The organism is Bradyrhizobium sp. USDA 4486, assembly GCF_054057995.1.
In genome coordinates this window covers 2,923,479-2,946,332 of record NZ_JBSRZV010000001.1, presented here as the reverse complement: position 1 = coordinate 2,946,332, position 22,854 = coordinate 2,923,479, and the positions used below count along the sequence as shown (strand labels likewise).

20 protein-coding genes are annotated in these 22,854 nt (G+C 64.4%); 13 read left to right on the top strand and 7 right to left on the bottom strand.

Features of this window, described 5'->3' with window-relative positions:
- Positions 1–13 precede the first annotated feature (13 nt).
- The 3 genes from ACVWY3_RS14525 to ACVWY3_RS14515 all read right to left on the bottom strand — a co-directional run bounded on the left by ACVWY3_RS14525 (position 14) and on the right by ACVWY3_RS14515 (position 3,405).
- Positions 14–718 (bottom strand): cytochrome c oxidase subunit 3, encoded by a 705-nt coding sequence (locus ACVWY3_RS14525; RefSeq protein WP_456839060.1) that lies wholly within the window; start codon positions 716–718, stop codon positions 14–16.
- Complete coding sequence (locus tag ACVWY3_RS14520; protein WP_456839059.1) at positions 715–2,493, bottom strand: cbb3-type cytochrome c oxidase subunit I; 1,779 nt, start codon at positions 2,491–2,493, stop codon at positions 715–717. Before ACVWY3_RS14520 ends, ACVWY3_RS14525 begins: the two co-directional genes overlap by 4 nt.
- A 78-nt stretch (positions 2,494–2,571) precedes the next feature.
- Positions 2,572–3,405, bottom strand: a complete 834-nt coding sequence (locus ACVWY3_RS14515; protein WP_456839058.1) for a cytochrome c oxidase subunit II — start codon at positions 3,403–3,405, stop codon at positions 2,572–2,574.
- Positions 3,406–3,908: 503 nt separating this feature from the next.
- On the opposite strand from ACVWY3_RS14515, the gene ACVWY3_RS14510 reads away from it, so the two are divergent.
- Positions 3,909–4,811, top strand: a complete 903-nt coding sequence (locus tag ACVWY3_RS14510) for a DUF2189 domain-containing protein (protein WP_456839057.1) — start codon at positions 3,909–3,911, stop codon at positions 4,809–4,811.
- A gap of 45 nt (positions 4,812–4,856) precedes the next feature.
- On the opposite strand, the gene ACVWY3_RS14505 is transcribed toward ACVWY3_RS14510, so the two are convergent.
- Both ACVWY3_RS14505 and ACVWY3_RS14500 read right to left on the bottom strand, forming a co-directional pair.
- A complete protein-coding gene (locus ACVWY3_RS14505; protein WP_456839056.1) occupies positions 4,857–6,059 on the bottom strand; it encodes a DUF2865 domain-containing protein in 1,203 nt (400 codons plus the stop codon).
- A 143-nt stretch (positions 6,060–6,202) separates the two neighbouring features.
- Positions 6,203–6,508, bottom strand: coding sequence for a hypothetical protein (locus ACVWY3_RS14500; protein ID WP_456839055.1), 306 nt, complete (start codon positions 6,506–6,508; stop codon positions 6,203–6,205).
- A 450-nt stretch (positions 6,509–6,958) separates the two neighbouring features.
- Here ACVWY3_RS14500 and cysS point away from each other — a divergent pair, with 450 nt between their 5' ends.
- From cysS to ACVWY3_RS14480, 4 genes are all read left to right on the top strand, one after another.
- Positions 6,959–8,338 carry a cysteine--tRNA ligase gene (cysS, locus tag ACVWY3_RS14495; protein ID WP_456839054.1) on the top strand — a complete coding sequence of 460 codons (1,380 nt, stop codon included), beginning with the start codon at positions 6,959–6,961 and terminating at the stop codon, positions 8,336–8,338.
- Positions 8,339–8,453: 115 nt separating this feature from the next.
- Positions 8,454–8,945, top strand: a complete 492-nt coding sequence (locus tag ACVWY3_RS14490; RefSeq protein ID WP_456839053.1) for a GNAT family N-acetyltransferase — start codon at positions 8,454–8,456, stop codon at positions 8,943–8,945.
- Positions 8,942–10,540: a citramalate synthase gene (cimA, locus tag ACVWY3_RS14485; protein WP_456839052.1), complete on the top strand. Its 1,599-nt coding sequence runs from the start codon at positions 8,942–8,944 to the stop codon at positions 10,538–10,540. The genes ACVWY3_RS14490 and cimA overlap by 4 nt, the downstream gene beginning before the upstream one ends.
- Positions 10,541–10,682: 142 nt before the next feature.
- Positions 10,683–11,060, top strand: a complete 378-nt coding sequence (locus tag ACVWY3_RS14480; protein WP_456839051.1) for a VOC family protein — start codon at positions 10,683–10,685, stop codon at positions 11,058–11,060.
- 3 nt (positions 11,061–11,063) lie between these two features.
- On the opposite strand, the gene ACVWY3_RS14475 is transcribed toward ACVWY3_RS14480, so the two are convergent.
- Positions 11,064–11,669 carry an LOG family protein gene (locus ACVWY3_RS14475; protein WP_456839050.1) on the bottom strand — a complete coding sequence of 202 codons (606 nt, stop codon included), beginning with the start codon at positions 11,667–11,669 and terminating at the stop codon, positions 11,064–11,066.
- Positions 11,670–11,870: 201 nt separating this feature from the next.
- On the opposite strand from ACVWY3_RS14475, the gene ACVWY3_RS14470 reads away from it, so the two are divergent.
- The 4 genes from ACVWY3_RS14470 (at position 11,871) to ACVWY3_RS14455 (ending at position 16,412) form a co-directional block, all read left to right on the top strand.
- Positions 11,871–13,826 carry an ABCB family ABC transporter ATP-binding protein/permease gene (locus ACVWY3_RS14470; protein WP_456839049.1) on the top strand — a complete coding sequence of 652 codons (1,956 nt, stop codon included), beginning with the start codon at positions 11,871–11,873 and terminating at the stop codon, positions 13,824–13,826.
- A gap of 72 nt (positions 13,827–13,898) precedes the next feature.
- Complete coding sequence (locus tag ACVWY3_RS14465) at positions 13,899–14,603, top strand: phosphatidylserine decarboxylase (protein ID WP_456843366.1); 705 nt, start codon at positions 13,899–13,901, stop codon at positions 14,601–14,603.
- A gap of 85 nt (positions 14,604–14,688) precedes the next feature.
- Positions 14,689–15,570 (top strand): CDP-alcohol phosphatidyltransferase family protein, encoded by an 882-nt coding sequence (locus ACVWY3_RS14460; RefSeq protein ID WP_456839048.1) that lies wholly within the window; start codon positions 14,689–14,691, stop codon positions 15,568–15,570.
- A gap of 122 nt (positions 15,571–15,692) precedes the next feature.
- Entirely contained in the window at positions 15,693–16,412 is a 720-nt protein-coding gene (locus tag ACVWY3_RS14455; protein ID WP_456839047.1) for an RraA family protein, read from the top strand.
- 12 nt (positions 16,413–16,424) lie between these two features.
- Here the strand turns inward: ACVWY3_RS14455 and ACVWY3_RS14450 are convergent, their stop codons facing one another.
- A complete protein-coding gene (locus ACVWY3_RS14450) occupies positions 16,425–16,718 on the bottom strand; it encodes a hypothetical protein (RefSeq protein ID WP_456839046.1) in 294 nt (97 codons plus the stop codon).
- 309 nt (positions 16,719–17,027) lie between these two features.
- On the opposite strand from ACVWY3_RS14450, the gene ACVWY3_RS14445 reads away from it, so the two are divergent.
- The 4 genes from ACVWY3_RS14445 to ACVWY3_RS14430 all read left to right on the top strand — a co-directional run bounded on the left by ACVWY3_RS14445 (position 17,028) and on the right by ACVWY3_RS14430 (position 22,844).
- The gene (locus ACVWY3_RS14445; protein WP_456839045.1) at positions 17,028–17,801 is read left to right on the top strand and encodes a motility protein A; all 774 of its coding nucleotides are present in this window, start codon (positions 17,028–17,030) and stop codon (positions 17,799–17,801) included.
- A 24-nt stretch (positions 17,802–17,825) separates the two neighbouring features.
- Positions 17,826–18,656, top strand: coding sequence for a flagellar motor protein MotB (locus ACVWY3_RS14440; RefSeq protein ID WP_456839044.1), 831 nt, complete (start codon positions 17,826–17,828; stop codon positions 18,654–18,656).
- 215 nt (positions 18,657–18,871) lie between these two features.
- Positions 18,872–20,770 (top strand): potassium transporter Kup, encoded by a 1,899-nt coding sequence (locus tag ACVWY3_RS14435; protein WP_456839043.1) that lies wholly within the window; start codon positions 18,872–18,874, stop codon positions 20,768–20,770.
- A gap of 145 nt (positions 20,771–20,915) precedes the next feature.
- On the top strand, positions 20,916–22,844 hold the full coding sequence (locus ACVWY3_RS14430) for a potassium transporter Kup (protein ID WP_456839042.1): 1,929 nt from the start codon (positions 20,916–20,918) through the stop codon (positions 22,842–22,844).
- Positions 22,845–22,854: the final 10 nt, after the last annotated feature.

Genomic DNA, 22,854 nt, shown 5'->3' with positions numbered 1-22,854 from the left:
TGCTTTCGCCTCCCTAGCTCAGCAATTGGCGACAGATGTTGACGAAATCGTCGGTCCAGCCCGTGAGAAGCCCGAGCAGGACAAGCCAGACCAGCAGCAGGAAATGCCAGTAGATGGCGCACAGCTCCACGCTCAATCGCATCTCGGCGATCTCGGCACCACGCCACACCTTGGCCGAGGTTCGCCCGAGCGCCACCAGGCCACCGGCCAGATGCAACCCGTGCACCGCGGTCAACAGATAGAAGAAGGAATTCGCCGGATTGGACACCACGAAATATCCGGCAGCCCCGAGCCGTTGCCAGGCCAGGAGCTGTCCGGCGAGGAAGATCACGGCAGATGCTCCGCCGGCGAGCAGGCCGATCTTGACGTTCTCGGTGTCGTCTCGCCCGGCAGCCACGTACGACCATTGCAGCGCGATGCTGCTCAGAACCAGGACGCCCGTGTTGACCCACAGCAGCCGCGGGACCGGCAGCGGCCGCCAGTCCACCACGGTCATGCGCATCGAGTAGGCGCTGATGAAGAGGACGAATAGTGCGCTCGCGACGGCGAGGAACACGCCAAGTCCGACCTTCGCTGCCGGCCAGGACATGCTATCGCCGCCGGGGAAGTCACCGACCGGGCCTTCCTCCAGCCAAGGCTTGGCCGTCAGCCGCTGCTGCGAGAGCCACCATCCGGCGATCATCGCAAGCACAGCCAGGAACAGGATGATGGCGCTCACGAAGCAGCTCCCTGAACGAGCTGCGTCGCGCGTGGCGGCTGGTTCTGTGGAATGAAGTCCTCCGCGGCGCCGGGCACACTGTAGTCATAGGCCCAGCGGTACACGATCGGGAGCTCCTTGCCCCAGTTGCCGTGCCCGGGGGGCGTCTCCGGCGTCTGCCACTCCAGCGTCGTCGCCCGCCACGGATTGCCGCCTGCGGCCTCACCTTTGAACAGGCTCCAGGCAAGATTGAACAGGAACACCATCTGGCTGAAGCCGACGGTCAACGCCACCACGGAGATGAAAGCATTCAGTGAATGGGCCGAAGGCGGAATGAACGCGGCGTCGCCGAGTTCGAAATATCGGCGCGGAACCCCGAGCAGTCCAAGATAGTGCATGGGGAAGAAGATCAGGTAGGCGCCGAGGAAGGTGACCCAGAAGTGAAACTTGCCCAGAACCTCATTCAGCATCCGCCCCGTGACCTTGGGGTACCAATGATAGATCGCGCCCAGCACGACCATGATCGGCGCCACGCCCATGACCATGTGGAAGTGGGCGACCACGAACATGGTATCCGAGAGCGGCACGTCCACGACGACGTTGCCGAGGAAGAGGCCGGTGAGGCCGCCGTTCACGAAGGTGATGATGAAGCCGAGGGCGAACAGCATCGGCACGGTCAGATGAATGTCGCCGCGCCACAGGGTCAGCACCCAGTTGTAGACCTTGATCGCGGTAGGGATGGCGATGATGAGCGTCGTGGTCGCGAAGAAGTACCCGAATTGCGGGAACATGCCGCTCACATACATGTGGTGCGCCCATACGATGAAGCTGAGCGCGCCGATGGCCACGATCGCCCAGACCATCATGCGGTAACCAAAGATGTTCTTGCGCGCATGCGTGCTGATCAGATCGGAGACGATGCCGAAGGCGGGCAGGGCGACGATGTAAACCTCGGGATGGCCGAAGAACCAGAACAGGTGTTGGAAGAGCAGCGGGCTGCCGCCGCCATATTTCGACAGTTGTCCCATCTCGACGAGGGAGGGCATGAAGAAGCTGGTGCCCAGGAGACGGTCGAGCAGCAGCATGACCGAGGCAACGAAGAGCGCAGGGAATGCCAGCAATGCCATGACCGTCGCCGTGAAAATGCCCCACACCGTCAGGGGCAGGCGCATCAACGTCATGCCGCGGGTGCGCGCCTGGAGCACCGTGACCACGTAATTCAACCCGCCCATGGTGAAGCCGATGATGAACAGGATCAGGGACGACATCATGAGAATGATGCCCCAATCCTGCCCCGGCGTGCCGGAGAGGATTGCTTGCGGCGGGTACAGCGTCCAGCCGGCGCCGGTGGGGCCGCCAGGCACGAAGAATGTCGAGGCCAGCACCAGGACCGCGAGCAGGTAGACCCAGTAGCTCAGCATGTTGACATAAGGGAAAACCATGTCGCGGGCGCCGACCATCAGCGGGATCAGGTAGTTGCCGAAGCCGCCCAGGAACAATGCGGTGAGCAGATAGATCACCATGATCATGCCGTGCATGGTGATGAACTGGAGGTACTGGTTGGCATCGATGAAAGAGAAGGTGCCGGGGAATCCCAGTTGCAGCCGCATCAGCCACGACAGCACCAGGGCCACCAGCCCGATGGCCGTGGCCGTCAGCGAATACTGAATGGCGATCACCTTGGCGTCCTGCGAGAAGACATACCGTGTCCACCAGCTCCGCGGATGATAGAGCTCGACATCAGGTACTTCGGCAGGCGGGATGCCTGCGATCCCTTCATATGGAATATCGACCATAGAAACCTCCTCGGTCGTTTCCATCGGGGGTGAGGCGTCGGCCTCGTGCACCCGATCTATCTTCGCGGCGGCAGCTTGCTACTTGCCGCCGGATTGGTACGTCGCCTTCACGACGGCTTTTGCCGGCGACAATTCGGCGAACGTCTTTTGTTGCTCCAGCCAAGCGTGATATTCGCGCTCTTCGTCGACGATGACCTTGGCGCGCATCTGATAATGAGCAGCGCCACAAAGCTCCGCACACAGAACGTCGAACGTTCCAGTTCGGATCGGCGTTATCCAGAAATAGGTCACCATGCCAGGAACCATGTCCATCTTGGCGCGGAATTCGGGCACGTAGAAATCGTGCAGGACGTCAACCGAGCGGAGGAGAACCTTGACCGGCTTTCCCATTTGAAGGTGCAGGTCGCCGTTCTCGATCACGACGTCATCCTGCGCGTGTGGATCGTCACGATTGAGCCCCATCGGATTGTCGGAAGCGATGTTGCGGACATCGGATGTGCCCAGCCGTCCATCCTTGCCCGGAAGGCGGAAGCTCCATTGCCATTGCTGGCCCATGACCTCGACCTCGGTGGCATCCGCAGGCACCGTCACGAACTGGTGCCAGACCACGAGCCCGGGCGCCAGCATGGCCGCGACTCCGACGCCGGTCCCGACGCTCAGCCACCATTCGAGCTTTTTGTTTTCCGGATTGTAGTCAGCCCGTCTTCCGTCCTTGTGGTGAAAGCGAAAGATGCAATAGGCCATGAAGGCGATGACCGCGACGAAAACGAAGCCGGTGATCCAGAACGTGATGTTGATGGTGTGGTCGATATAGGCCCAGTTCGTGGCGATCGGCGTCCACCACCACGGGCTGTAGAGGTGAAACAGCACCGAGCCGATCGCGACCAGAAGCAGTATCAGTGCGACAGCCATCCTGATCCATCCTCGCCATCGAAGGCTACGGATACGAATCCAGGGCGGAGCTCATGTCTGTCGCGATGGCTGGCCTTTTTAAGTCGGCATCTATGCCATCGCCGGCCTCTTGCCTCGCCCATTCCTCCGGTCGCGAAATCAAGAGAACGCTCGCGACCATCAACACTAAGGGCGTCCATGTCTAAAATGATACCAGCCTAATCCGGCGTCAATAGAGCAATGTAGGTGACCCGACGTGGTGCTGGAGGCGCATGCTGGGTCTGGGTAACGCAACGCACAAATCCGTGCCGGTGCACAATTCACCCAACCGTGAGTGCAGCCGCGCTCCGCGCGCGCTAAGCTTGCGAGGCAGGTCGCGACGGGTTCCGTCCGGCCAGGCTCTTTTCGCGGAACCTGGGTTGCCGTACCCGACCCCTCGCGTTTCCTGCTCGTCAGGCGGACACGCGTGGCTGAAAAGCGCGTGTGATCGAAAACCGCGATTTTCAGCACGGGAGGGTCCGTTCATGGCCATTCTGTACTCCCACGACATCAGGCGGCACGTCTTCGGCGAAGCGGCCTCCTATCCCATTCGCAAGATCAGCTGGTCGGACCTGACCGAGGCCCTGCGCCTGGGTTGGGAGGATTTCCAGGCGATGCCGAGCCACGCGATCGTGGTGTGCGTGATTTATCCCGTTCTGGGTCTCGTCCTGTTCAGGATGGTCCTCGGCTATTCGGTGCTGCCGCTGCTGTTTCCGCTGGCCGCCGGCTTTGCCTTGATCGGCCCATTTGCCGCCATCGGTCTCTACGAACTCAGTCGCCGTCGCGAGCGTGGCGAGGAGGTCGATGCATGGGATGCGATCAAGGTGCTGCGCGCACCGTCGTTCGGTGCGATGGTCGAACTCGGCGTGCTCCTGCTGGTCCTGTTCGGAGCCTGGATCGGTGTCGCGAACGCAATTTATGTCACGATCTTCGGTCACGCGGCGGCCGCAAGCATTCCCGACTTCGCAACGCGCGTGCTGACGACGCCGGAAGGCTGGTGGCTCATCATCGTCGGTTGCGGTGTCGGCTTCCTGTTTGCGGTAGTCGCCTTGTGCGTCAGCGTCGTGTCGTTTCCGTTGATGCTCGACCGGCATGCGACTGCGATCGACGCGATCCGCACGTCGCTGCGGGCGGTGGGGGCGAATCCGGTTGCGATGGCCGGATGGGGCCTCATCGTCGCGGCACTGCTCGTGATCGGCTCGCTGCCGTTCTTCGTCGGTCTCGCTGTCGTCCTGCCGGTGCTCGGTCACGCCACCTGGCACCTCTATCGGCGGGTGGTCGAGCCGAATCCAAATCCACCGGACGCGCTGCCGCCGCGCCCGAGGGGAAAGCGCTACGCAGCGGACTTCCCGGCCAATCTCTTCCCGTGGAGCCGCGAGGGTGAGTAGTAACCGCGAAGGCGGCCGCCTTCGCAGGGCATGACGGATGAGGGCCTATTTCTGCTGTTGCGGCAGGAAGGCCGGGCCGACCGAGCGGATCGGCTTGTTCTCTGAACTCGGAGTAGCCGCGGCGGTGTCCGCCGGCGGCGTTGCCGCAGGCGCAGTGGCCGTCGCCGGCGCGGGCGCCGCGCCCTTCTTGGCGTTGGCAGGCTGCGGCGCGCCCTTGTTCAGCCGCTGCTGCTGCATCTTCTTGGCGCTCTCCTCGGTGACGATGATGTCACCCTGCTGCTCCGCGGCGGCCTTGTCGTCGGCCGATTTCAGCGCGTCGGCCCAGGTCTGGCCCGCGGCTTTGCAGGAGCAGGACGGGTTGAACTCGCTGCGGAATTTGAACGCGGTCGGCAGCGCCGTGTAGGGCTGGCCGGCGGTGGACACGGCCGAGTTCATGTCCTCGCCGGGATTGCGATGGGTGTAGAGCACAGCTTCCGCGGCCGGGCACAGCGCCTTGCAGGTCTTCTCGTCGTCGGCGAAGCGTGCCGGCACGGTGGCGAATGAGATCGGGAAATAGGCGCCGTCGCAGGTGCGCACGCATACGGTGCGATAGGTGCCCGACTGCGGGCCGAGATCGGCCGGCGGCACGCCTTGCGGATTGTTGGGATTGTTGTTGCCGCCGAACAGATTGCTCAGGAAGTTGCCGCCGCCCTGCGACTGCGCGGCATTGGCGTATTGCGGGCCGCAATTGTTCTGCGCCAACGCTGCCAGCACCGAGCGGCGCTGATTGTCGCGCTCCGGGTTGAAGCCGCCGGGGCCGCCGGCGCGCAGGCGTTCGAGATTTCCGGTGATCTGGTCCAGATTGGCGCGCATCTGCTGGATCTGGGTGTTGACCGGACCGCATTGCGCCGACTGGCCGTTGAACAGCGAGAAGAAACCCGAGGAATCGCAGCCCATGCGCTTGGCCTGCATCGTGACGCGGTCGAGCTCGGCCTGCTGCTTGGCCTGTGAATCCTGGTAGCGGCGGATCTGCTCTTCGCGCGCGGGGTCGCCACCACCGCCGCCGCGATCGAGCGCGGCGAGCTGGCCTTCCAGGCGCGAGCACATCGGATTCGGCCCGAGTCCGTTTTGGCCGGGCTGCGGTGGCGGACCGGGCGGGCCAGCCTGCGCGAAAGCGCCGTTGGCGAGCACGACAGTGCCGAGGAGCACGGTGCAGGCAAGGAGGGAGCGGGCACGGGAGAGAGACAGAAATTCAGGCATATCCGCCATTCTAGCGAGGTCACGGCCCGATGTGACATTCCACGTGAGTTTGGAGGGCCAAAGCGCGCCCTCCCATAGCCGCTTCCGGCGGCATCGTCACGTCGTTTCAAGGGCCAAGGATCGGACCTAAGGTACGCCAGCTCCGAGCGAATTCAGCGCTGACAGGTGATTGCGACATATTCGTCGCAATGGCCATGGGAGCAGTTTGCGCCGGTTTTGGGGACAGAGCCGGTAATTTCGTCGGGATCGACCCGGCGATAGCTCGAGGCCTGGGCAAAATCCCGTGACTGGCAATAGGTCCGCGCGACCTGTGCGCCGCATTTGTCGCCCTTGGCCAGGCACTGGTCGATGCCGTAGCCGTCCGCCTGGTTGGCGATGATGAAGACGCGGGTCTCAGCCAAAGCGCTGGATGGCGCAAGGATGGAGGCGCAGGAAATGAGCGCAAATATCGATCGCATGAAAATACCGGGGCTTTAGGGAACCGCCAGCTTCTGAATAGTCTCAAAAGGTTAAGGATGACGAACCGTCAAGGCGGGAGGCCGCGCTTTGCGGAAATAAAGCGGCATCTTCGCGGCTCCCTTGACGCAGGGCGGCCTCATGGCCCATATGTTCCCGCATGAACGGTCTCCTCGCCATTTGCGCCATTTGCCGCGAGATTACGAGCTAGCGATTCGCTGGCTGGAGCCGTCTTTTCTCAAAAGCATTGAGAGCCTTGGACGCCCGGCCGCGCAACGGTCCGGTTCTCGCATTCGTATGGTCTCGCGGCAAATGGGTTTGCGAATGCGAGAACCGGACCGTTGCCAAGAAATAAAGGTTTTGTGCCGCCTGCGATTTGAAGTTCCTGGTCGAGCTTGCTGCTATCGCTGCAGGAACTTCAAATCGCATTCGGCACCACGACGGGTATCCCTATGGAATTGCGCCTTTACGATACGCTGACGAAGGAAAAGCGCACCTTCGTGCCGCTCGATGCGAAGAACGTCCGCATGTATGTCTGCGGACCGACCGTCTACGACTTCGCCCATATCGGCAATGCGCGGCCGGTGATCGTGTTCGACGTGCTGTTTCGGCTGCTGCGCCATCTCTACGGCGAGGCGCACGTCAAATATGTCCGCAACATCACCGACGTCGACGACAAGATCAACGATCGCGCCGCGCGCGACTTCCCCGGCCTGCCGCTGAACGAGGCGATCCGCAAGGTCACCGAGCAGACGGGCAAGCAGTTTCACGCCGACGTCGATGCGCTCGGTGCGCTCAGGCCGAGCGTCGAGCCGCGCGCGACCGAGCATATCGGCGAGATGCGCGAGATCATCGAGAGATTGATCAAGGGCGGCTTTGCCTATGCCGCCGAGGACCACGTGCTGTTCTCGCCGCAGGCGATGAACGCGGCGAATGCCTCGTTGCCGCGCTATGGCGCGCTGTCGAAGCGCTCGCTCGACGAGATGATTGCCGGCGCCCGCGTCGACGTCGCGCCCTACAAGCGCGATGCCACCGATTTCGTGCTGTGGAAGCCGTCAAAGCCGGGTGAGCCGTCATGGCCGTCGCCGGCCGGCATCAAGGCCGAGGGGCGCCCGGGCTGGCACATCGAGTGCTCGGCCATGGCCTGGAAGCATCTCGGCGAGCATTTCGACATCCACGGCGGCGGTATCGATCTCGTGTTTCCGCATCACGAGAACGAGGTCGCGCAGACCTGCTGCGCCTTCCACCAGGAGCGCATGGCGAACTACTGGATGCACAACGGCTTCCTGCAGGTCGAGAGCGAGAAGATGTCGAAGAGCCTCGGCAACTTCATCACGATCCACGAGCTGCTCCAGGACTGGCCGGGTGAGGTGCTGCGCCTCAACATGCTGAAGACGCATTATCGCTCGCCGATCGACTGGACCATGAAGTCGCTGGAGGAGAGCGCCAGGACGCTCGACGATTGGTATCGCGTCGCGGCCGACGTTACACCCGGCAAGCCGGCGGCATCCGCGGTCGAGCCGCTGCTCGACGATCTCAACACGCCGCTCGCGATTGCAGCCCTGCACGGCTTGCGCGGTGATGCCGCTGCATTGGCGGGATCGCTGCGGCTGCTCGGCTTCCTCTCCGAAAGCGCCGCGCAATGGGAAGGCCGCAAGCAGCGGGCGAGCGGCGTCGATGCCGTGGAGGTCGAACGCCTGATCGCGGAGCGGACGGCGGCGCGCGGTCGGAAGGACTTCAAAGAGTCCGACCGCATCCGCGATCTGCTGGCCGCGATGGGCGTTGCGATCAAGGACTCCAAGGACGGCACGACCTGGGAGATTGCGCGATGAAGCGGCCCGACACGCCTTTCCCGCGGCACTGGCTGTATTACATCGCCCTGAAGATCCTGCTGCTCGGCGCCGCGGTGGCGATTGCGCTGAAACTCTATGGGATGTGGTGAACACGATGGCACAAGCACACCCAAAGCCCGGCTTGCGGCCGTTCCTGCCGGAGGACGTGCCGGTGCTCGCCGCGATCTTCACGGCCAGCATCGAGGAGCTGACCGGCGACGACTATAGCGAGGCGCAGCAGCAGGCCTGGATGGAAGCGGCGGAGGACGAGCAGTTCGGCAAGCACCTCGCCACCGATCTGACCCTGATCGCGACGCTGGAAGGCTCGCCGGTCGGCTTCGCCTCGCTGCGCGGCACCGATCACATCCGCATGCTCTACGTGCATCCGGCCGTCAGTGGGCAAGGCATCGCGACCATGCTGGTCGATGCGCTGGAGAAGCTCGCCGGCAGCCGCGGCGCGACGGCTCTGACCGTCGACGCCAGCGACACCGCGCAAAACTTCTTCGCCAAGCGCGGCTACACCGCTCAGCGGCGCAACAGCGTCACCGTCAACGACGAGTGGCTCGCCAACACAACCATGAAAAAGACGCTCGGAGCGCCGCAATGAGCAAAGAGCGCCTCTATCTGTTCGACACCACGCTGCGCGACGGCGCGCAGACCAACGGCGTCGACTTCACGCTGACCGACAAGCAGATCATCGCGGCGATGCTCGATGATCTCGGCATCGACTATGTCGAGGGCGGCTATCCCGGCGCCAATCCGCTCGACAGCGAGTTCTTCGCGACGCGGCCCAAGCTCGATCATGCGCGCTTCACCGCCTTCGGCATGACGCGGCGGGCAGGGCGCTCGGTCTCCAATGATCCCGGCGTCGCCGGGCTGCTCGAGGCGAAAGCCGATGCGATCTGCTTCGTGGCAAAATCCTCCGCCTACCAGGTGCGCGTCGCGCTGGAAACGACGAAAGAGGAAAACCTCGCCTCGATCCGCGACAGTGTCGCGGCGGCGAAGGCGGCGGGCCGCGAAGTCATGCTCGACTGCGAGCATTTCTTCGACGGCTACAAGGAAGATGCCAGTTTTGCCCTTGCCTGCGCCAAGGCCGCTTATGAGGCCGGCGCGCGCTGGGTGGTCTTGTGCGACACCAATGGCGGCACCATGCCGAACGAGGTCGAGGCCATCGTCACCGAGGTGACCAAGCACATCCCCGGCGGCCATGTCGGCATCCACGCCCATAACGACACCGAGCAGGCGGTGGCGAATTCGCTCGCGGCGGTGCGCGCCGGCGCGCGGCAGATCCAGGGCACCTTGAATGGTCTCGGCGAGCGCTGCGGCAACGCCAATCTCTGCTCGCTGATCCCGACGCTGAAATTGAAGAAGGAGTTTGCGGACGCCTTCGAGATCGGCGTCACCGCAGAGAAGCTCGCGACCCTCGTGAAGGTATCGCGCACGCTCGACGACATGCTCAACCGCGTGCCGAACCGGCATGCCGCTTATGTCGGCGAGAGCGCCTTCGTCACCAAGACCGGCATCCACGCCTCCGCCGTGCTGAAGGACCCGCAGACCTATGAGCATGTGTTGCCCGAGACGGTCGGCAATCACCGCAAGGTGCTGGTATCCGATCAGGCCGGCCGCTCCAACGTCATCGCCGAGCTCGACCGCGCCGGCATCGCTTACGAGAAGAGCGATCCGAAGCTGACGCGTCTCGTCGAGGAATTGAAGGAGCGCGAAGCGACGGGCTATGCCTACGAATCCGCCAATGCCTCGTTCGAGCTGCTGGCGCGCCGGACGCTCGGCAAGGTGCCGCATTATTTCGAGGTCGAGCAGTTCGACGTCAATGTCGAGCAGCGCTACAATTCGCATGGCGAGCGCGTCACCGTGGCGCTCGCGGTGGTCAAGGTCGACGTCGCCGGCGAGCATCTGATCTCGGCGGCCGAAGGCAACGGTCCCGTCAACGCGCTCGACGTGGCACTGCGCAAGGATCTCGGCAAGTACCAGAGATACATCGAGGGCCTGAAGCTGATCGATTACCGCGTGCGTATCCTCAATGGCGGCACCGGCGCGGTCACACGCGTGCTGATCGAGAGCGAGGACGAGAACGGCGACCGCTGGACTACGGTCGGAGTGTCCCCGAACATCATCGACGCCTCGTTCCAGGCGCTGATGGATTCGGTGATCTACAAGCTCGTGAAATCGGGCGCGCCGGCGTGAGACCCACAACGACTGTCATACCCCGCGAAAGCGGGGTATCCAGTACGCCGCGGCCTGTCGGTTCAATCGCTACCGTCTCGGAGTACTGGATCGCCCGGTCAAGCCGGGCGATGACAGCGGAGAGCGAGGAGAGGGCAGGGGCATGATCGACCACATCTCCGTCGGCGTCAGCGATCTCGATCGCTCAGCGGCATTCTACGAGGCGACACTCGCAATCCTTGGCCTCACGCGTCTCGTGACGCGGCCGCGGACGGTCGGCTTCGGCAAGGCCTATCCGGAGTTCTGGATCAATCTTCGCGAGGGCATGGCGCGCGTGCCGGCCGAGAGCGGCGTGCACATCTGCCTGCGGGCGAAGACGACGGCCGAGATCGACGCGTTTCACGCCGCCGCGCTGTCCGCAGGCGGCGCATCCGACGGCGCGCCGGGGCTGCGCCCGCATGACCGCGTCCGCTACTATGCAGCCTTCGTCTTTGATCCCGACGGCAACCGGATCGAAGCGGTGACGTTTCCGAGCGAGTAGCTCTTACAGCCTGCGGGCGACTTCCGGGGCGAGCTCCTTTTCCGCCTCGGCGATCTGGGCTGCTGCCGTCTTCAGCTTCGGCAAGATCTCCTCGACGCGATCGGCCTTGAGGATGTCGACCGAAAGCCCGGCGCGGATGAACTCGGTCTGGCGCATATGCGACAGGAGCGAGAACAGCGGCTCCCAGAAATTGTCGATGTTGGCGAGCAGCACCGGCTTGGCGTGACGGCCGAGCTGCTTCCAGGTCAATTGCTCGACCAGCTCTTCCAGCGTGCCTACGCCGCCCGGTAGCGCCACGAAGGCGTCCGAGCGTTCGAACATCAGCCGCTTCCGCTCGTGCATGTCGGGGGTGACGATCATCTCCTGCACGCGCGTCAGCGCATTCTCGCGCTTGCGGAGGAATTCGGGAATGATGCCGGTGACCGTGCCGCCGTGATCGAGCACGGAGGTCGCGACCGAACCCATCAGGCCGAGCGAGCCGCCGCCATAGACGAGGCGGATGCTGTTCTCGGCAAGGGCCTTGCCGAACGCCTTGGCGCCTTCGGTGAAGCGGGGATTGGTTCCTGGGCCGGAGCCGCAATAGACACAGACGGTTTTAATGGTGCTCATTGCTCTCATGATGCATTGCAGCGAAGAGGCGTCAAGCCCAATCGGTGATTCGACCTGACCGGGAATCTACCGGTAAATGACGACGAACAATCGAAGATTCGCCATCTGGCGGGGTGCGCTGGCAGCGGGAAGGCTCTATATGACGGGCGAAAACCGTTAATCGCAGCGACGTCCGCATCCGGCGGGCTTTCAGGCTTCTTGATGGACCAACCTCAACCGTTCGACGGCGCCGACGTTCCTGAACCCGCCGGCGGCGCGCCGGCCGGGGCCACCTTGATGGGCACGCTGGCGCATCTGTGGCCCTATATCTGGCCAGGCGACCGCTTCGACCTGAAGATGCGCGTGGTCTGGTCGATGGTGCTGCTGCTCGCCGCCAAGCTGATCACGCTGGCGGTGCCGTTCAGCTTCAAATGGGCGACCGATGCGCTGACGGGCGCCAACACCGCGCCGGTCGCGGCCGACAATTGGCACCTTTGGGTGATCGCCTCGCCGCTACTGCTTACCGCGAGCTACGGCGTCATGCGCATCCTGATGGCGGTGCTGACGCAGTGGCGCGACGGCATTTTCGCCCGCGTCGCCATGCATGCGGTGCGCAAGCTCGCCACCATCACCTTCGTCCACATGCACGAGTTGTCGCTGCGCTTCCACCTCGAGCGCAAGACCGGCGGCCTGACGCGCGTGCTCGAGCGCGGCCGCGAGGGCATCGAGGTGATCGTGCGCATGGTGATCCTGCAGCTGATCCCGACCATCGTCGAGGTCTCGCTGCTGATGGCGGTGCTGCTCTGGCAGTTCGACTGGCGCTACGTGGTCGCAACCCTGATCACGGTCGCGGTCTACATGTACTACACCTACATCGCGACCGAGTGGCGGATCGGCATCCGCCGCAGGATGAACGATTCCGATACCGAGGCGAACACGAAGGCGATCGACTCGCTGCTCAACTACGAGACGGTGAAGTATTTCAGCGCAGAGACGCGCGAGGCGCAGCGCTATGACAGATCGGTCGCGCGCTACGAGGAGGCGAGCATCCACACCTATACCTCGCTCGCCGTGCTCAACACCGGTCAGGCCGTGATCTTCACGCTCGGACTGACCGCGACCATGCTGATGTGCGCGATCGGCGTGCGCAACGGCACCAATACGGTCGGCGATTTCGTGCTGGTCAACGCCATGATGATCCAGCTCTACCAGCCGCTGAATTTCATGGGCATGGTCTATCGCGAGATCAAGCAGGCGATCATCGACATCGAGAAGATGTTTAGCGTGCTCGGCCGCGAGGCCGAGATCAAGGATATCCCCGGTGCGCAGCCGCTGGCCGTGTCCGCCGGCACGGTCCGCTTCGAAGACGTGCGCTTTGCCTATGAGCCGACGCGGCCCATCCTCAAAGGCATCAGCTTCGAGGTGCCGGCCGGCAAGACCGTTGCGATCGTCGGTCCGTCCGGTGCGGGCAAGTCGACGATCTCGCGCCTGTTGTTCCGCCTCTATGACGTCTCCGGCGGCAAGATCCTGATCGACGGCCAGGACATCCGCGAGGTCACGCAGGCCAGCCTGCGCGCCTCGATCGGCATGGTGCCGCAGGACACCGTGCTGTTCAACGACACCATCCGCTACAACATCCGCTATGGCCGCTGGGACGCCAGCGACGCCGACGTCGAGGAGGCGGCGCGCCTCGCGCAGATCGACAATTTCATCCGCACGGCGCCGCTCGGCTACGAGACCCAGGTCGGCGAGCGTGGTCTGAAATTGTCCGGCGGCGAGAAGCAGCGCGTCGCGATCGCGCGCACCGTCTTGAAGGCGCCGCCGATCCTGGTGCTGGACGAGGCGACCTCGGCACTCGACACTCATACCGAGCACGAGATCCAGGGCGCGCTCGAGCGTGTCGCCAAGAACCGCACCTCGCTGGTGATCGCACACCGGCTCTCGACCATCGTCGGCGCCGACGAGATCATCGTGCTGGACCAGGGCCGCATCGCCGAGCGCGGCACCCATGCCAAGCTGCTGGCGCAGGGCGGCCTCTATGCCAGCATGTGGAACAGGCAGCGCGAGGCGGAGGCCGCGCGCGAGAAGCTGGCCCAGATGGCCGATTCGAGCGAGGCGCCCAACCGGGAGCCGCCGCCGGTCGAGGACGCCCTCGTGGCGCCGGCTGCCGCGGAGTGACCTTGTCTCCGGTCCCAACTCTGGCCTAAACAAACCCGCGCAACGATCCGTGCCATTAACCTCGAGCGGCAGATAGCGATGTCCATTCTCGATTCGATCCAGCGTCAGATCCCGCCGATCCACAAGGAGGGCTATCCCTTCATCGGCGGCTTTGCGCTGGCAAGCCTGATCCTGTTCTGGCTGTGGTCGCCGCTGGGCTGGATCGGCACGATCCTGACCGTGTGGTGCGCGCTGTTCTTCCGCGATCCCGTCCGTGTGACGCCGGTGCGCGAAGGGCTCGTGGTGTCGCCGGCCGACGGCCGTGTCTCGATGATCACCATGGCGCTGCCGCCGGCCGAGCTCGGGCTCGGCGACCGGCCACTGCCGCGCATCTCGGTGTTCATGAGCGTGTTCAACTGCCACGTGAACCGCAGTCCCATCGCGGGCAGGGTGGACCGCATCGCCTACCGGCCGGGCCTCTTCATCAATGCCGAGCTCGACAAGGCGAGCGAGGACAATGAGCGCAACTCGCTGGTGATCTCGACGCCGACGGCGCGGATCGGCGTGATCCAGATCGCAGGCCTCGTCGCCAAGCGCATCGTCTGTTTCGTCAAGGAAGGCCAGGCGATCGGCGCCGGCGAGCGCTTTGGCCTGATCCGCTTCGGCTCCCGGCTCGACGTCTATCTGCCTGTTGGCACCAAGGCACTGGTGTCGGAAGGCCAGACCGCGATCGCGGGCGAGACCATCCTGGCCGACCTTGCCGGCGACGACCCGAGCCGCGCTTTCCGCGCCAATTGACCAAGAGCCTGTCCATGGGGGCCTTCCGCCGCGATGGCGGAGGGGGATGCGGCTTGCTATATCTCGCCTTGAGGTGAGGACAGCCATGACGCCCTACGACCTGAGAGATCCCGATGTACGCCGCCGGCGGTTCCGCCCGATCCCGGTGCGGATGCTGGTGCCCAACGTCATCACGCTGCTGGCGATCTGCGCCGGTCTCACCGCGATCCGCCTGTCGATCGAGGGGCGGATGTCGCTCGCGGTCTACGCCATCGTGTTCGCCGCTGCACTCGACGGCATCGACGGGCGCGTTGCGCGCCTGATCAAGGGCCAATCGAAATTCGGCGCCGAGCTCGACAGCCTCGCCGACTTCGTCAATTTCGGCGTCGCGCCCGGCCTGATGCTGTATTTCTGGCAGCTGCACGAGCTCGGTAATGCCGGCTGGATCGCCGCGATGGTGTTCGCGATCTCCGGTGGCCTGCGGCTTGCGCGCTTCAACGCCACCATGGACGATCCGAACAAGCCCGCCTTCGCCGCCAATTTCTTCACCGGCGTGCCGGCGCCGGCCGGCGCCATCACGGTGCTGCTGCCGATCTATGTCGCGTTCCTCGATCTCGGCCGCACCCCAGCGGCGGTAACGGCGGCCTACACGCTGCTGATCGCCTTCCTGATGGTCTCGCGCCTGCCGGTGTTCTCCGGCAAGACCAAGCGGATGCGCGTGCCGCCGGAGCTGGTGCTGCCGGCCTTCGTCGCGGTGATCGTCTTCATCGCGATCCTGATCGCCTATCCCTGGCACGTGCTCTCGATCGGCACGGTGCTGTATCTGCTCTGCCTGCCGCTCGGCTACAAATCCTACCGCGACCAGGCGCGAGCGGTGGAAGCCGCTGCACCGGCGGCCGGCGAGGTCCCGTCTCCGCCGTCGGCGCCGACGCTGGCAAATCTGTCGGAGCCGCCGCACGACGACGACCGGCCCGGCCGGCTGCACTGAGCGGGTTCACGCGGATATCTGCCATGAGGCGCTCTGAGTTGGGCTGAGACCCGATCTCGGCTATATGGCCCTGTGCCGGCGGCACCGCGCCAACAGCGGCCGCCAACCTGGGAGAGAACGCCGTGACTGATACCGCGACCGGGCCGCTGCCCGCTTCCGTCCTTGAAGCGCTGGGCCGCTATGACACGCCGACGATCTGCAACGCCATGGAGATCGTGGCGCCCGAGCGCCGCCTGATCGGCTACACCACCAAGCAACTGATCTGCCCGTTCCCCGACCTGCCGCCGATCGTCGGCTACGCCCGCACGGTCGCGATCCGCTCGGTGCTGAAGTCGTCGTTGCCTCCGGAAGAGCAGTCGAAGCGCCGCATCGAATATTACGAATATGTCGGCACCGGCTTTGGGCCGCGCATCTCGGTGATCCAGGACATCGACGGTCCCGACGTCGGCTACGGCGCGTTCTGGGGCGAGGTGCAGAGCAACGTGCACAAGGCGCTCGGCTGCCTCGGCGTTATCACGGACGGCTCGATCCGCGACATCCCGCAATGGGCTCCTGGCTTCCAGGCGCTGGCCGGCTCGATCGGCCCGTCACATGCCTGGGTGCATGCGGAAAGCTTTGGCGGCGAGGTGCGTGTTGCCGGCATGACGGTGAAGTCTGACGACCTCATCCACGCCGACCGGCATGGCGCGATCGTGATCCCGCTCGATGTCGCTGCAAAGCTGCCGGAGGCTGCCGAGCTCTGCGGCCGTCGCGAGACGCCGATCCTGGAGATCGCGCGCAGCCCCGACTTCTCGCTGGAGAAGCTCAAGGCGGCGCTGAAGCGCTCGTCGGAGATCCACTGAGCGACAAAGCGCCTACGGCCGCGACACCGGACGCGGGCCGCCTTGCTCAGTCAGGAACAGGGCGGCCTGATCCGGCTCGCCGAACATTGCGGCGGCGCATCCGATCAGGGTGAAGCCGCCCGCGAGATCCCAAAGCGTGATCTCATCGGTGTCGTCGGGACTGTGAAGCAAGCACGCCGCGATCACGGCGAAGGCGGCCTCGACGAAGAGCAGCGCACTGAAGGCTGGAAGAACGAGTTCCGGCGCGAGCAGATGAAACGCCAGCACCGCGGGCAGCGCGGTGAGAAAACTGAACAGCGTCAGCATTGCGATGCTCCGGCCATGGGCATGCCGCAACGTTACAAGACACCAAACGATCCCATGGCTCGATGTGGCGCAGGGCCGCAGCAGAAATGTCATTCCGGTGCAGCCTTATATGGTTAGCAATTCGTTGAAATTCCTGTCGGCAGCCGGCAAAGCTGGCGGCCATCAGCGCGCTGCGCCGGTCCGCAGGGCCGGCTCAACTTAACCTTTACGCGGCTTTAAGGGCGGCGCTCTAGGGTTTCGGATGCGGTTCGGGGTTGGGCCGCGCCATCGGCCAGGACGGCCGTTGTTGCGGACGCGTTGGAGTCTCCCATGGATATCATGACGGGCGTTGGGCTCACGGCCGGCATCATCGTCATCACCGCGATGATCCTCATGGGCGGCGACCTGCACATGTTCGTCTCCGAACATGCGATGATCATCATCTTCGGCGGCTCGATCTCCGCCACCATGATCCGCTTTCCGCTCTCGGCGCTCCTGCACGGCCTTCCGCTCGGCGCCAAGTTCGCCTTCACCATGAGCCGCCTGTCGGCCCACGACCTCGTCGACGAGCTCGCCCGCATCGCCGAGATCGCCCGCAAGCAGGGCCCGGTCGGCCTCGAAAAGGTCGAGACTGACGAGCCCTTCCTGGCCAAGGGCATCCGCTACGTCGCCGACGGGTACGACCTCGACTTCATCCGTGACAATCTCGAGCGCGACCGCGACAACTTCCTGATGCACCTCGACGAGGGCAGCAAGATCTACCGCGCCATCGGCGACTGCGCCCCGGCCTTCGGCATGATCGGCACCCTGATCGGCATGGTGCAGATGTTCGCCAACATGACCGACCCTTCCAAGCTCGGTCCCTTCATGGCGACAGCGCTGCTCGCGACGCTCTACGGCGCGCTCGTCGCCAACCTGTTCTGTCTGCCGATCGCCGACAAGCTGCACGGCAAGCTGCTGGATGAAGAGACCAATCGCACGCTGATCATCGACGGCATCCTGATGATTCGCGACTCCAAGAGCCCGACGCTCGTGCGCGAAATGCTGCTGGCCTACCTGCCGGAGAAGCATCGCCACGCCGAAGGCGAGCCGGTGCCGGCGTAACGCCGCCGGCCGGGATTTTGCGAGATGGCCAAGAAGAAGCGCGGCGATGCTCACGGCGGCGGTCACGGCTGGTTCGTGACCTTCGCCGACCTGATGGGGCTGATGATGAGCTTCTTCGTGATGCTTGTCGCGTTCTCGACGCAGGACGCCAACAAGCTGAAGATCGTCGCAGGCTCGATGCGCGACGCCTTCGGCGTGCAGAGCGAAGCGCGCTACGCCGGCATCGTCGAATCCGACGGCCTGCCGACGCGTCCGCGGCTGAAGAACGTCGACCACATCCAGCCCGAGGACGCCTCCAACACGCCGACGCCTGACCAGGAGGACCGCGACAAGACGTCCGGTGCGAAGATCAAGGTCGACCGCAATTTCGCACTCGCCGCGGCCTCGCTGCGCCAGGCCTTGCAGGACATGCCGGAACTGACCGAGATGTCCAAGCACATCATGTTCGAGGAGACCAAGCAGGGCCTCAACCTCGAGATCGTCGACCAGGACGGCCGCTCGATGTTCGCCGATGGCTCCAAGATGCCGTACGACCGCACCCGCCGCCTGATCGAGAAGCTCGCGATCCCGCTCAAGGCGACGCCGCTGCGCGTCTCCATCGCCGGCCACACCGCGGCCGGATTCGTGCCGACCCGCAGCGACTACGGCGCCTTCGACCTGTCGGCCGACCGCGCCAATGCCGTGCGCCAGATCCTCGAGCGCGAGGGCCTGCCGCCGTCCCACATCTTCGCCGTCTCCGGCAAGGCGGACACCCAGCCGCTGTTTCCGGACGATCCCTCGCTTGCGGCCAACCGACGTGTGACCATCACATTGATGCGCGAAGATCCGCCGCTGCCGCCCAATCTGAAGCCTTAGGGCAAGGTGGGCAGCGGTTTCCCGCGAAGATCACGCCCAAACAATAAGACCCTTGCGCTACCATCTTACCTGAGGCATCTCGTCGCGCAGGCGACCGCGCGCTGCGCCGTCACGGCATCTGCCGCTGCGCCTGCTATGTTGTGCCAATTGACAGGGGCGCAGGAAGCGTCAAAAGGCGCCGGATCAATTCCAGGGAAGAAGCGTTTTCCACCCTCATGGCGGCGAGCATTACATCGACCGAGGCTCAGGAAGGGCAGGTCACAACAGGCTTTTGGGCCCTCACGCTCGGGAGCATCGGCGTCGTCTTCGGCGATATCGGCACTTCGCCGCTTTACGCATTTCACGAGGCTGTCAGGGGCGCGGCCGGTGGCGAGCCGGTCTCGCGGGTCATCGTGCTCGGCGTGCTCTCGCTGATCCTGTGGGCGCTGCTGATCGTCGTCACGGCCAAATACGTCCTGCTGCTGCTGCGCGCCGACAATAACGGGGAGGGCGGCACGCTCTCGCTGATGGCACTGGGCCAGCGCGCGCTGGGGCGGCGAAGCTGGTTCCTGCTCGCGCTGGGCGTGGTCGGCGCGTCCATGTTCATCGGCGATTCCATGATCACGCCGGCGATCTCGGTGCTGTCGGCGGTTGACGGACTGAAGCTCGCAACGCCGGCGTTCGAGCATTACGTCGTGCCGCTTACCGTCCTGATCCTGGCGCTGCTGTTCGCGGTGCAGAGCAAGGGCACCGCGCTGGTGGCTTCGGCGTTCGGACCGGTGATGGTGGTCTGGTTCGCCTGCCTTGCGGTGATGGGCGCCGTCCACATCGCCGACGATCCGTCGGTGCTGGCGGCGATCAATCCCTATTACGCGTTGCAATTCCTGTTGTCGCACGGCACGATTGGCCTCGTCACGCTGGGCGCGGTGTTCCTCGCGGTCACCGGCGGCGAGGCGCTCTATGCCGACCTCGGCCATTTCGGCCGCAAGCCGATCCAGTCGGCCTGGATGTTCTTCGTGCTGCCCTCGCTGTTGATCAACTATTTCGGACAAGGCGCCTTGGTGCTGTCCGATCCCAGCGCGATCGAGCACTCCTTCTATCGCATGGTGCCCGAGAACCTCGTGCTGCCGCTGGTTGGCCTTGCGACCGCGGCCACGGTGATCGCGAGTCAGGCGGTGATCACCGGTGCCTATTCGCTGGTCTATCAGGCGGTGCAGCTCGGCCTGCTGCCGCGCTTCGAGGTGCGCTACACCTCCGAGACACACGCCGGCCAGATCTATCTGCCGCGGGTGAACCGGCTGCTGCTGATCGGCGTGATGCTGCTGGTCCTGCTGTTCCACACGCCCAGCAATCTCGCTTCGGCCTACGGCATCGCGGTCTCCACCACCATGGTGGCCGACGGCATCATGGGCTTCGTCGTGATCTGGAAGCTGTGGAACTGGCGCGCCGCGACCGCCGCAGTCGTGATCCTGCCCTTCGTCATGGTCGACATGACCTTCTTCAGCGCCAACCTGCTCAAGCTGCTCGAAGGCGCGTGGGTGCCGCTGCTGTTCGGCGCGGCCATGGCAGGCACGATCTGGACCTGGCGGAAGGGCTCGGGCATCCTGATCCAGAAGACGCGCCGGATCGAGGTGCCGCTCGACGACCTGATCCGCAGCCTGGAGAAGCGGCCGCCGCACATCGTCAAGGGCACCGCGGTGTTCCTGACCAGCGATCCCGCCTTCGTGCCGACCGCGCTGCTGCACAATCTCAAGCACAACAAGGTGCTGCACGAGCACAACGTTATCTTGACCATCGAGACCGCGCATACGCCGCGAGTCGATCTCTCCGAGCGCTTCCGCATGGAGAAGATCAGCGACAAGTTCTCCAAGGTTCGCCTGCGCTTCGGCTTTATGGAGCAGCCGAACGTGCCGAAGGCGCTGGCGATTGCGCGCAAGCAGGGCTGGCAGTTCGACATCATGTCGACATCGTTCTTCGTGTCACGAAGGTCGCTCAAGGCGTCCGCACAGTCCGGCATGCCGCTGTGGCAGGACCATCTGTTCATTGCCCTCAGCCGGTCCGCAAACGACGCCACCGACTATTTCCAGATTCCCACAGGGCGGGTGGTTGAAGTCGGAACCCAAGTGACTATTTGAAAACGCAACTGCTGAACTCATGCGAATTTCGCATGGCAAGGGCCCAAAATCGGGCTAGGCTATGCCGGCAGCGCAGGACTAATAAGCCGCGCGCTCTTCCGCCATTGTGCAGTGAAGCATTTTTTAGAGGCCACCGGGCTCTCCCATGACAAGCGACGTAGCAGTTCCCGCCCCGGCAACGGCGGCGGCCAACGGGCATGGCGACGCCCACACCACCGCGGGTTTCGGCGCGCTGACGCTCGGCAGCATCGGCGTCGTCTATGGCGACATCGGCACCAGCCCGCTCTACGCGTTCCGCGAGGCGGTGACGGTGGCCGCGGGCGCGGAAGGAGCGCCGGCGACCGCCGCCGTGCTCGGCGTGGTCTCCCTTATCCTGTGGGCGCTGATCGTCGTGGTGACGCTCAAATACGTCGTGATCCTGCTGCGCGCCGACAACAACGGCGAGGGCGGCACGCTGGCGCTGATGGCGCTGGCCCAGCGCGCGGTGGGCACCGGTGGGGCCACCATCGTCCTGCTCGGCATCATCTCGGGCGCGCTGTTCTACGGCGATGCCGTGATCACCCCGGCGGTGTCGGTGCTGTCGGCGATCGAAGGCATGAAGGACGTCACGCTGACCTTCGAGCCCTATATCGTTCCGCTCACGGTGGTGATCCTGGTCTGCCTGTTCGCCGTGCAATCGCGCGGGACTGCGCGCGTTGCGGCGTTCTTTGGTCCTGTGATGTGCGTCTGGTTTGCCGTGATTGCGATCGCGGCGATCGGCCCGATCATCCGGCAGCCGCAGATCCTGTTCGCGCTGAACCCGCTCTATGCGGTCTCCTTCATGCTCCACCATGGCATCATCGGTTTCGTCACGCTGGGCGCGGTGTTCCTGGCGGTGACCGGCGCCGAGGCGCTCTACGCCGACCTCGGCCATTTCGGCAAGCGGCCGATCCAAACCGCCTGGCTGTTCATCGTGCTGCCGTCGCTGGCGCTGAACTATCTGGGGCAGGGCGCGCTCGTCCTCGATGACCCCGGCGCGATCGTGAGCCCCTTCTTCCAGCTGTTTCCGCAAGGCTGGCTGCGCGGCAGCATGGTCGTACTGGCGACCATGGCGACCGTGATCGCGAGCCAGGCCGTCATCACTGGTGCCTATTCGCTGACGCGCCAGGCGATCCAGCTCGGGCTGCTGCCGCGCTTCGAAATTCGCCATACGTCCGAGGCCCATTCCGGCCAGATCTTCATCCCGCGCATCAACCAGCTGCTGCTGGTCGCGGTGATCCTGATGGTGCTCCTGTTCCGCTCCTCCAGCGCGCTGGCCTCCGCCTACGGCATCGCCGTGACCGGCACCATGGTCGTCACAGCAATGATGGGCTTTGTCGTGGTCTGGAAGGCCTGGCGCTGGTCGCCGGTCGCCGCCGCGGCGCTGATCCTCCCGTTCCTGTTCCTCGACTTCACCTTCCTTGCCGCCAATTTGCTGAAGGTATTCGAGGGCGGATGGGTGCCGCTGGCGCTCGGCTCGCTCATGATCCTGCTGATGTACACATGGCGGCGCGGCAGCCGCCTGCTGTTCGAGAAGTCGCGCAAGCTCGAGTTCCCGCTCGCCGACCTCGTCGCGATGCTGGAGAAGCGGCCGCCGCAGCGCGTGCCCGGCACCGCCGTGTTCCTGACCTCGGACCCGCTCAGTGCGCCGACCGCGCTGATGCATAGTCTGAAGCACTACAAGGTGCTGCACGAGAAGAACGTCATTCTCACCATCGAGACCGCGCAGACGCCGCGCATTGATCCGACCGAGCGGGTGAGGCTGGAGCAGATCTCACCGACCTTCTCCAAGGTGACGCTGAAGTTCGGCTTCATGGAATCGCCGAACGTGCCGAAGGCTCTCGCCATCGCCCGCAAGCTCGGCTGGCAGTTCGACATCATGTCGACCTCGTTCTTCCTGTCGCGCCGGGCACTGAAGCCCGCCGCTCATTCCGGCATGCCGCGCTGGCAGGACCGGCTGTTCATCTCACTCAGCCGTTCGGCGAACGATGCCACCGACTATTTCCAGATCCCCTCGGGGCGCGTCGTCGAGGTTGGCACGCAGGTGACCATCTAGGCAGGCGAAC

What these genes read in the sequence shown, in the direction of transcription:
- ACVWY3_RS14440 (WP_456839044.1), top strand. Translation starts at nt 17,826, where the DNA reads ATGGCCAAGAAGAAGCGCGGCGATGCTCACGGCGGCGGTCACGGCTGG.
- ACVWY3_RS14445 (WP_456839045.1), top strand. Translation starts at nt 17,028, where the DNA reads ATGGATATCATGACGGGCGTTGGGCTCACGGCCGGCATCATCGTCATC.
- ACVWY3_RS14450 (WP_456839046.1), bottom strand. Translation starts at nt 16,718, where the DNA reads ATGCTGACGCTGTTCAGTTTTCTCACCGCGCTGCCCGCGGTGCTGGCG.
- cysS (WP_456839054.1), top strand. Translation starts at nt 6,959, where the DNA reads ATGGAATTGCGCCTTTACGATACGCTGACGAAGGAAAAGCGCACCTTC.
- ACVWY3_RS14430 (WP_456839042.1), top strand. Translation starts at nt 20,916, where the DNA reads ATGACAAGCGACGTAGCAGTTCCCGCCCCGGCAACGGCGGCGGCCAAC.
- ACVWY3_RS14515 (WP_456839058.1), bottom strand. Translation starts at nt 3,405, where the DNA reads ATGGCTGTCGCACTGATACTGCTTCTGGTCGCGATCGGCTCGGTGCTG.
- ACVWY3_RS14520 (WP_456839059.1), bottom strand. Translation starts at nt 2,493, where the DNA reads ATGGTCGATATTCCATATGAAGGGATCGCAGGCATCCCGCCTGCCGAA.
- cimA (WP_456839052.1), top strand. Translation starts at nt 8,942, where the DNA reads ATGAGCAAAGAGCGCCTCTATCTGTTCGACACCACGCTGCGCGACGGC.
- ACVWY3_RS14490 (WP_456839053.1), top strand. Translation starts at nt 8,454, where the DNA reads ATGGCACAAGCACACCCAAAGCCCGGCTTGCGGCCGTTCCTGCCGGAG.
- ACVWY3_RS14460 (WP_456839048.1), top strand. Translation starts at nt 14,689, where the DNA reads ATGACGCCCTACGACCTGAGAGATCCCGATGTACGCCGCCGGCGGTTC.
- ACVWY3_RS14505 (WP_456839056.1), bottom strand. Translation starts at nt 6,059, where the DNA reads ATGGCGGATATGCCTGAATTTCTGTCTCTCTCCCGTGCCCGCTCCCTC.
- ACVWY3_RS14435 (WP_456839043.1), top strand. Translation starts at nt 18,872, where the DNA reads ATGGCGGCGAGCATTACATCGACCGAGGCTCAGGAAGGGCAGGTCACA.
- ACVWY3_RS14470 (WP_456839049.1), top strand. Translation starts at nt 11,871, where the DNA reads ATGGACCAACCTCAACCGTTCGACGGCGCCGACGTTCCTGAACCCGCC.
- ACVWY3_RS14500 (WP_456839055.1), bottom strand. Translation starts at nt 6,508, where the DNA reads ATGCGATCGATATTTGCGCTCATTTCCTGCGCCTCCATCCTTGCGCCA.
- ACVWY3_RS14475 (WP_456839050.1), bottom strand. Translation starts at nt 11,669, where the DNA reads ATGAGCACCATTAAAACCGTCTGTGTCTATTGCGGCTCCGGCCCAGGA.
- ACVWY3_RS14480 (WP_456839051.1), top strand. Translation starts at nt 10,683, where the DNA reads ATGATCGACCACATCTCCGTCGGCGTCAGCGATCTCGATCGCTCAGCG.
- ACVWY3_RS14510 (WP_456839057.1), top strand. Translation starts at nt 3,909, where the DNA reads ATGGCCATTCTGTACTCCCACGACATCAGGCGGCACGTCTTCGGCGAA.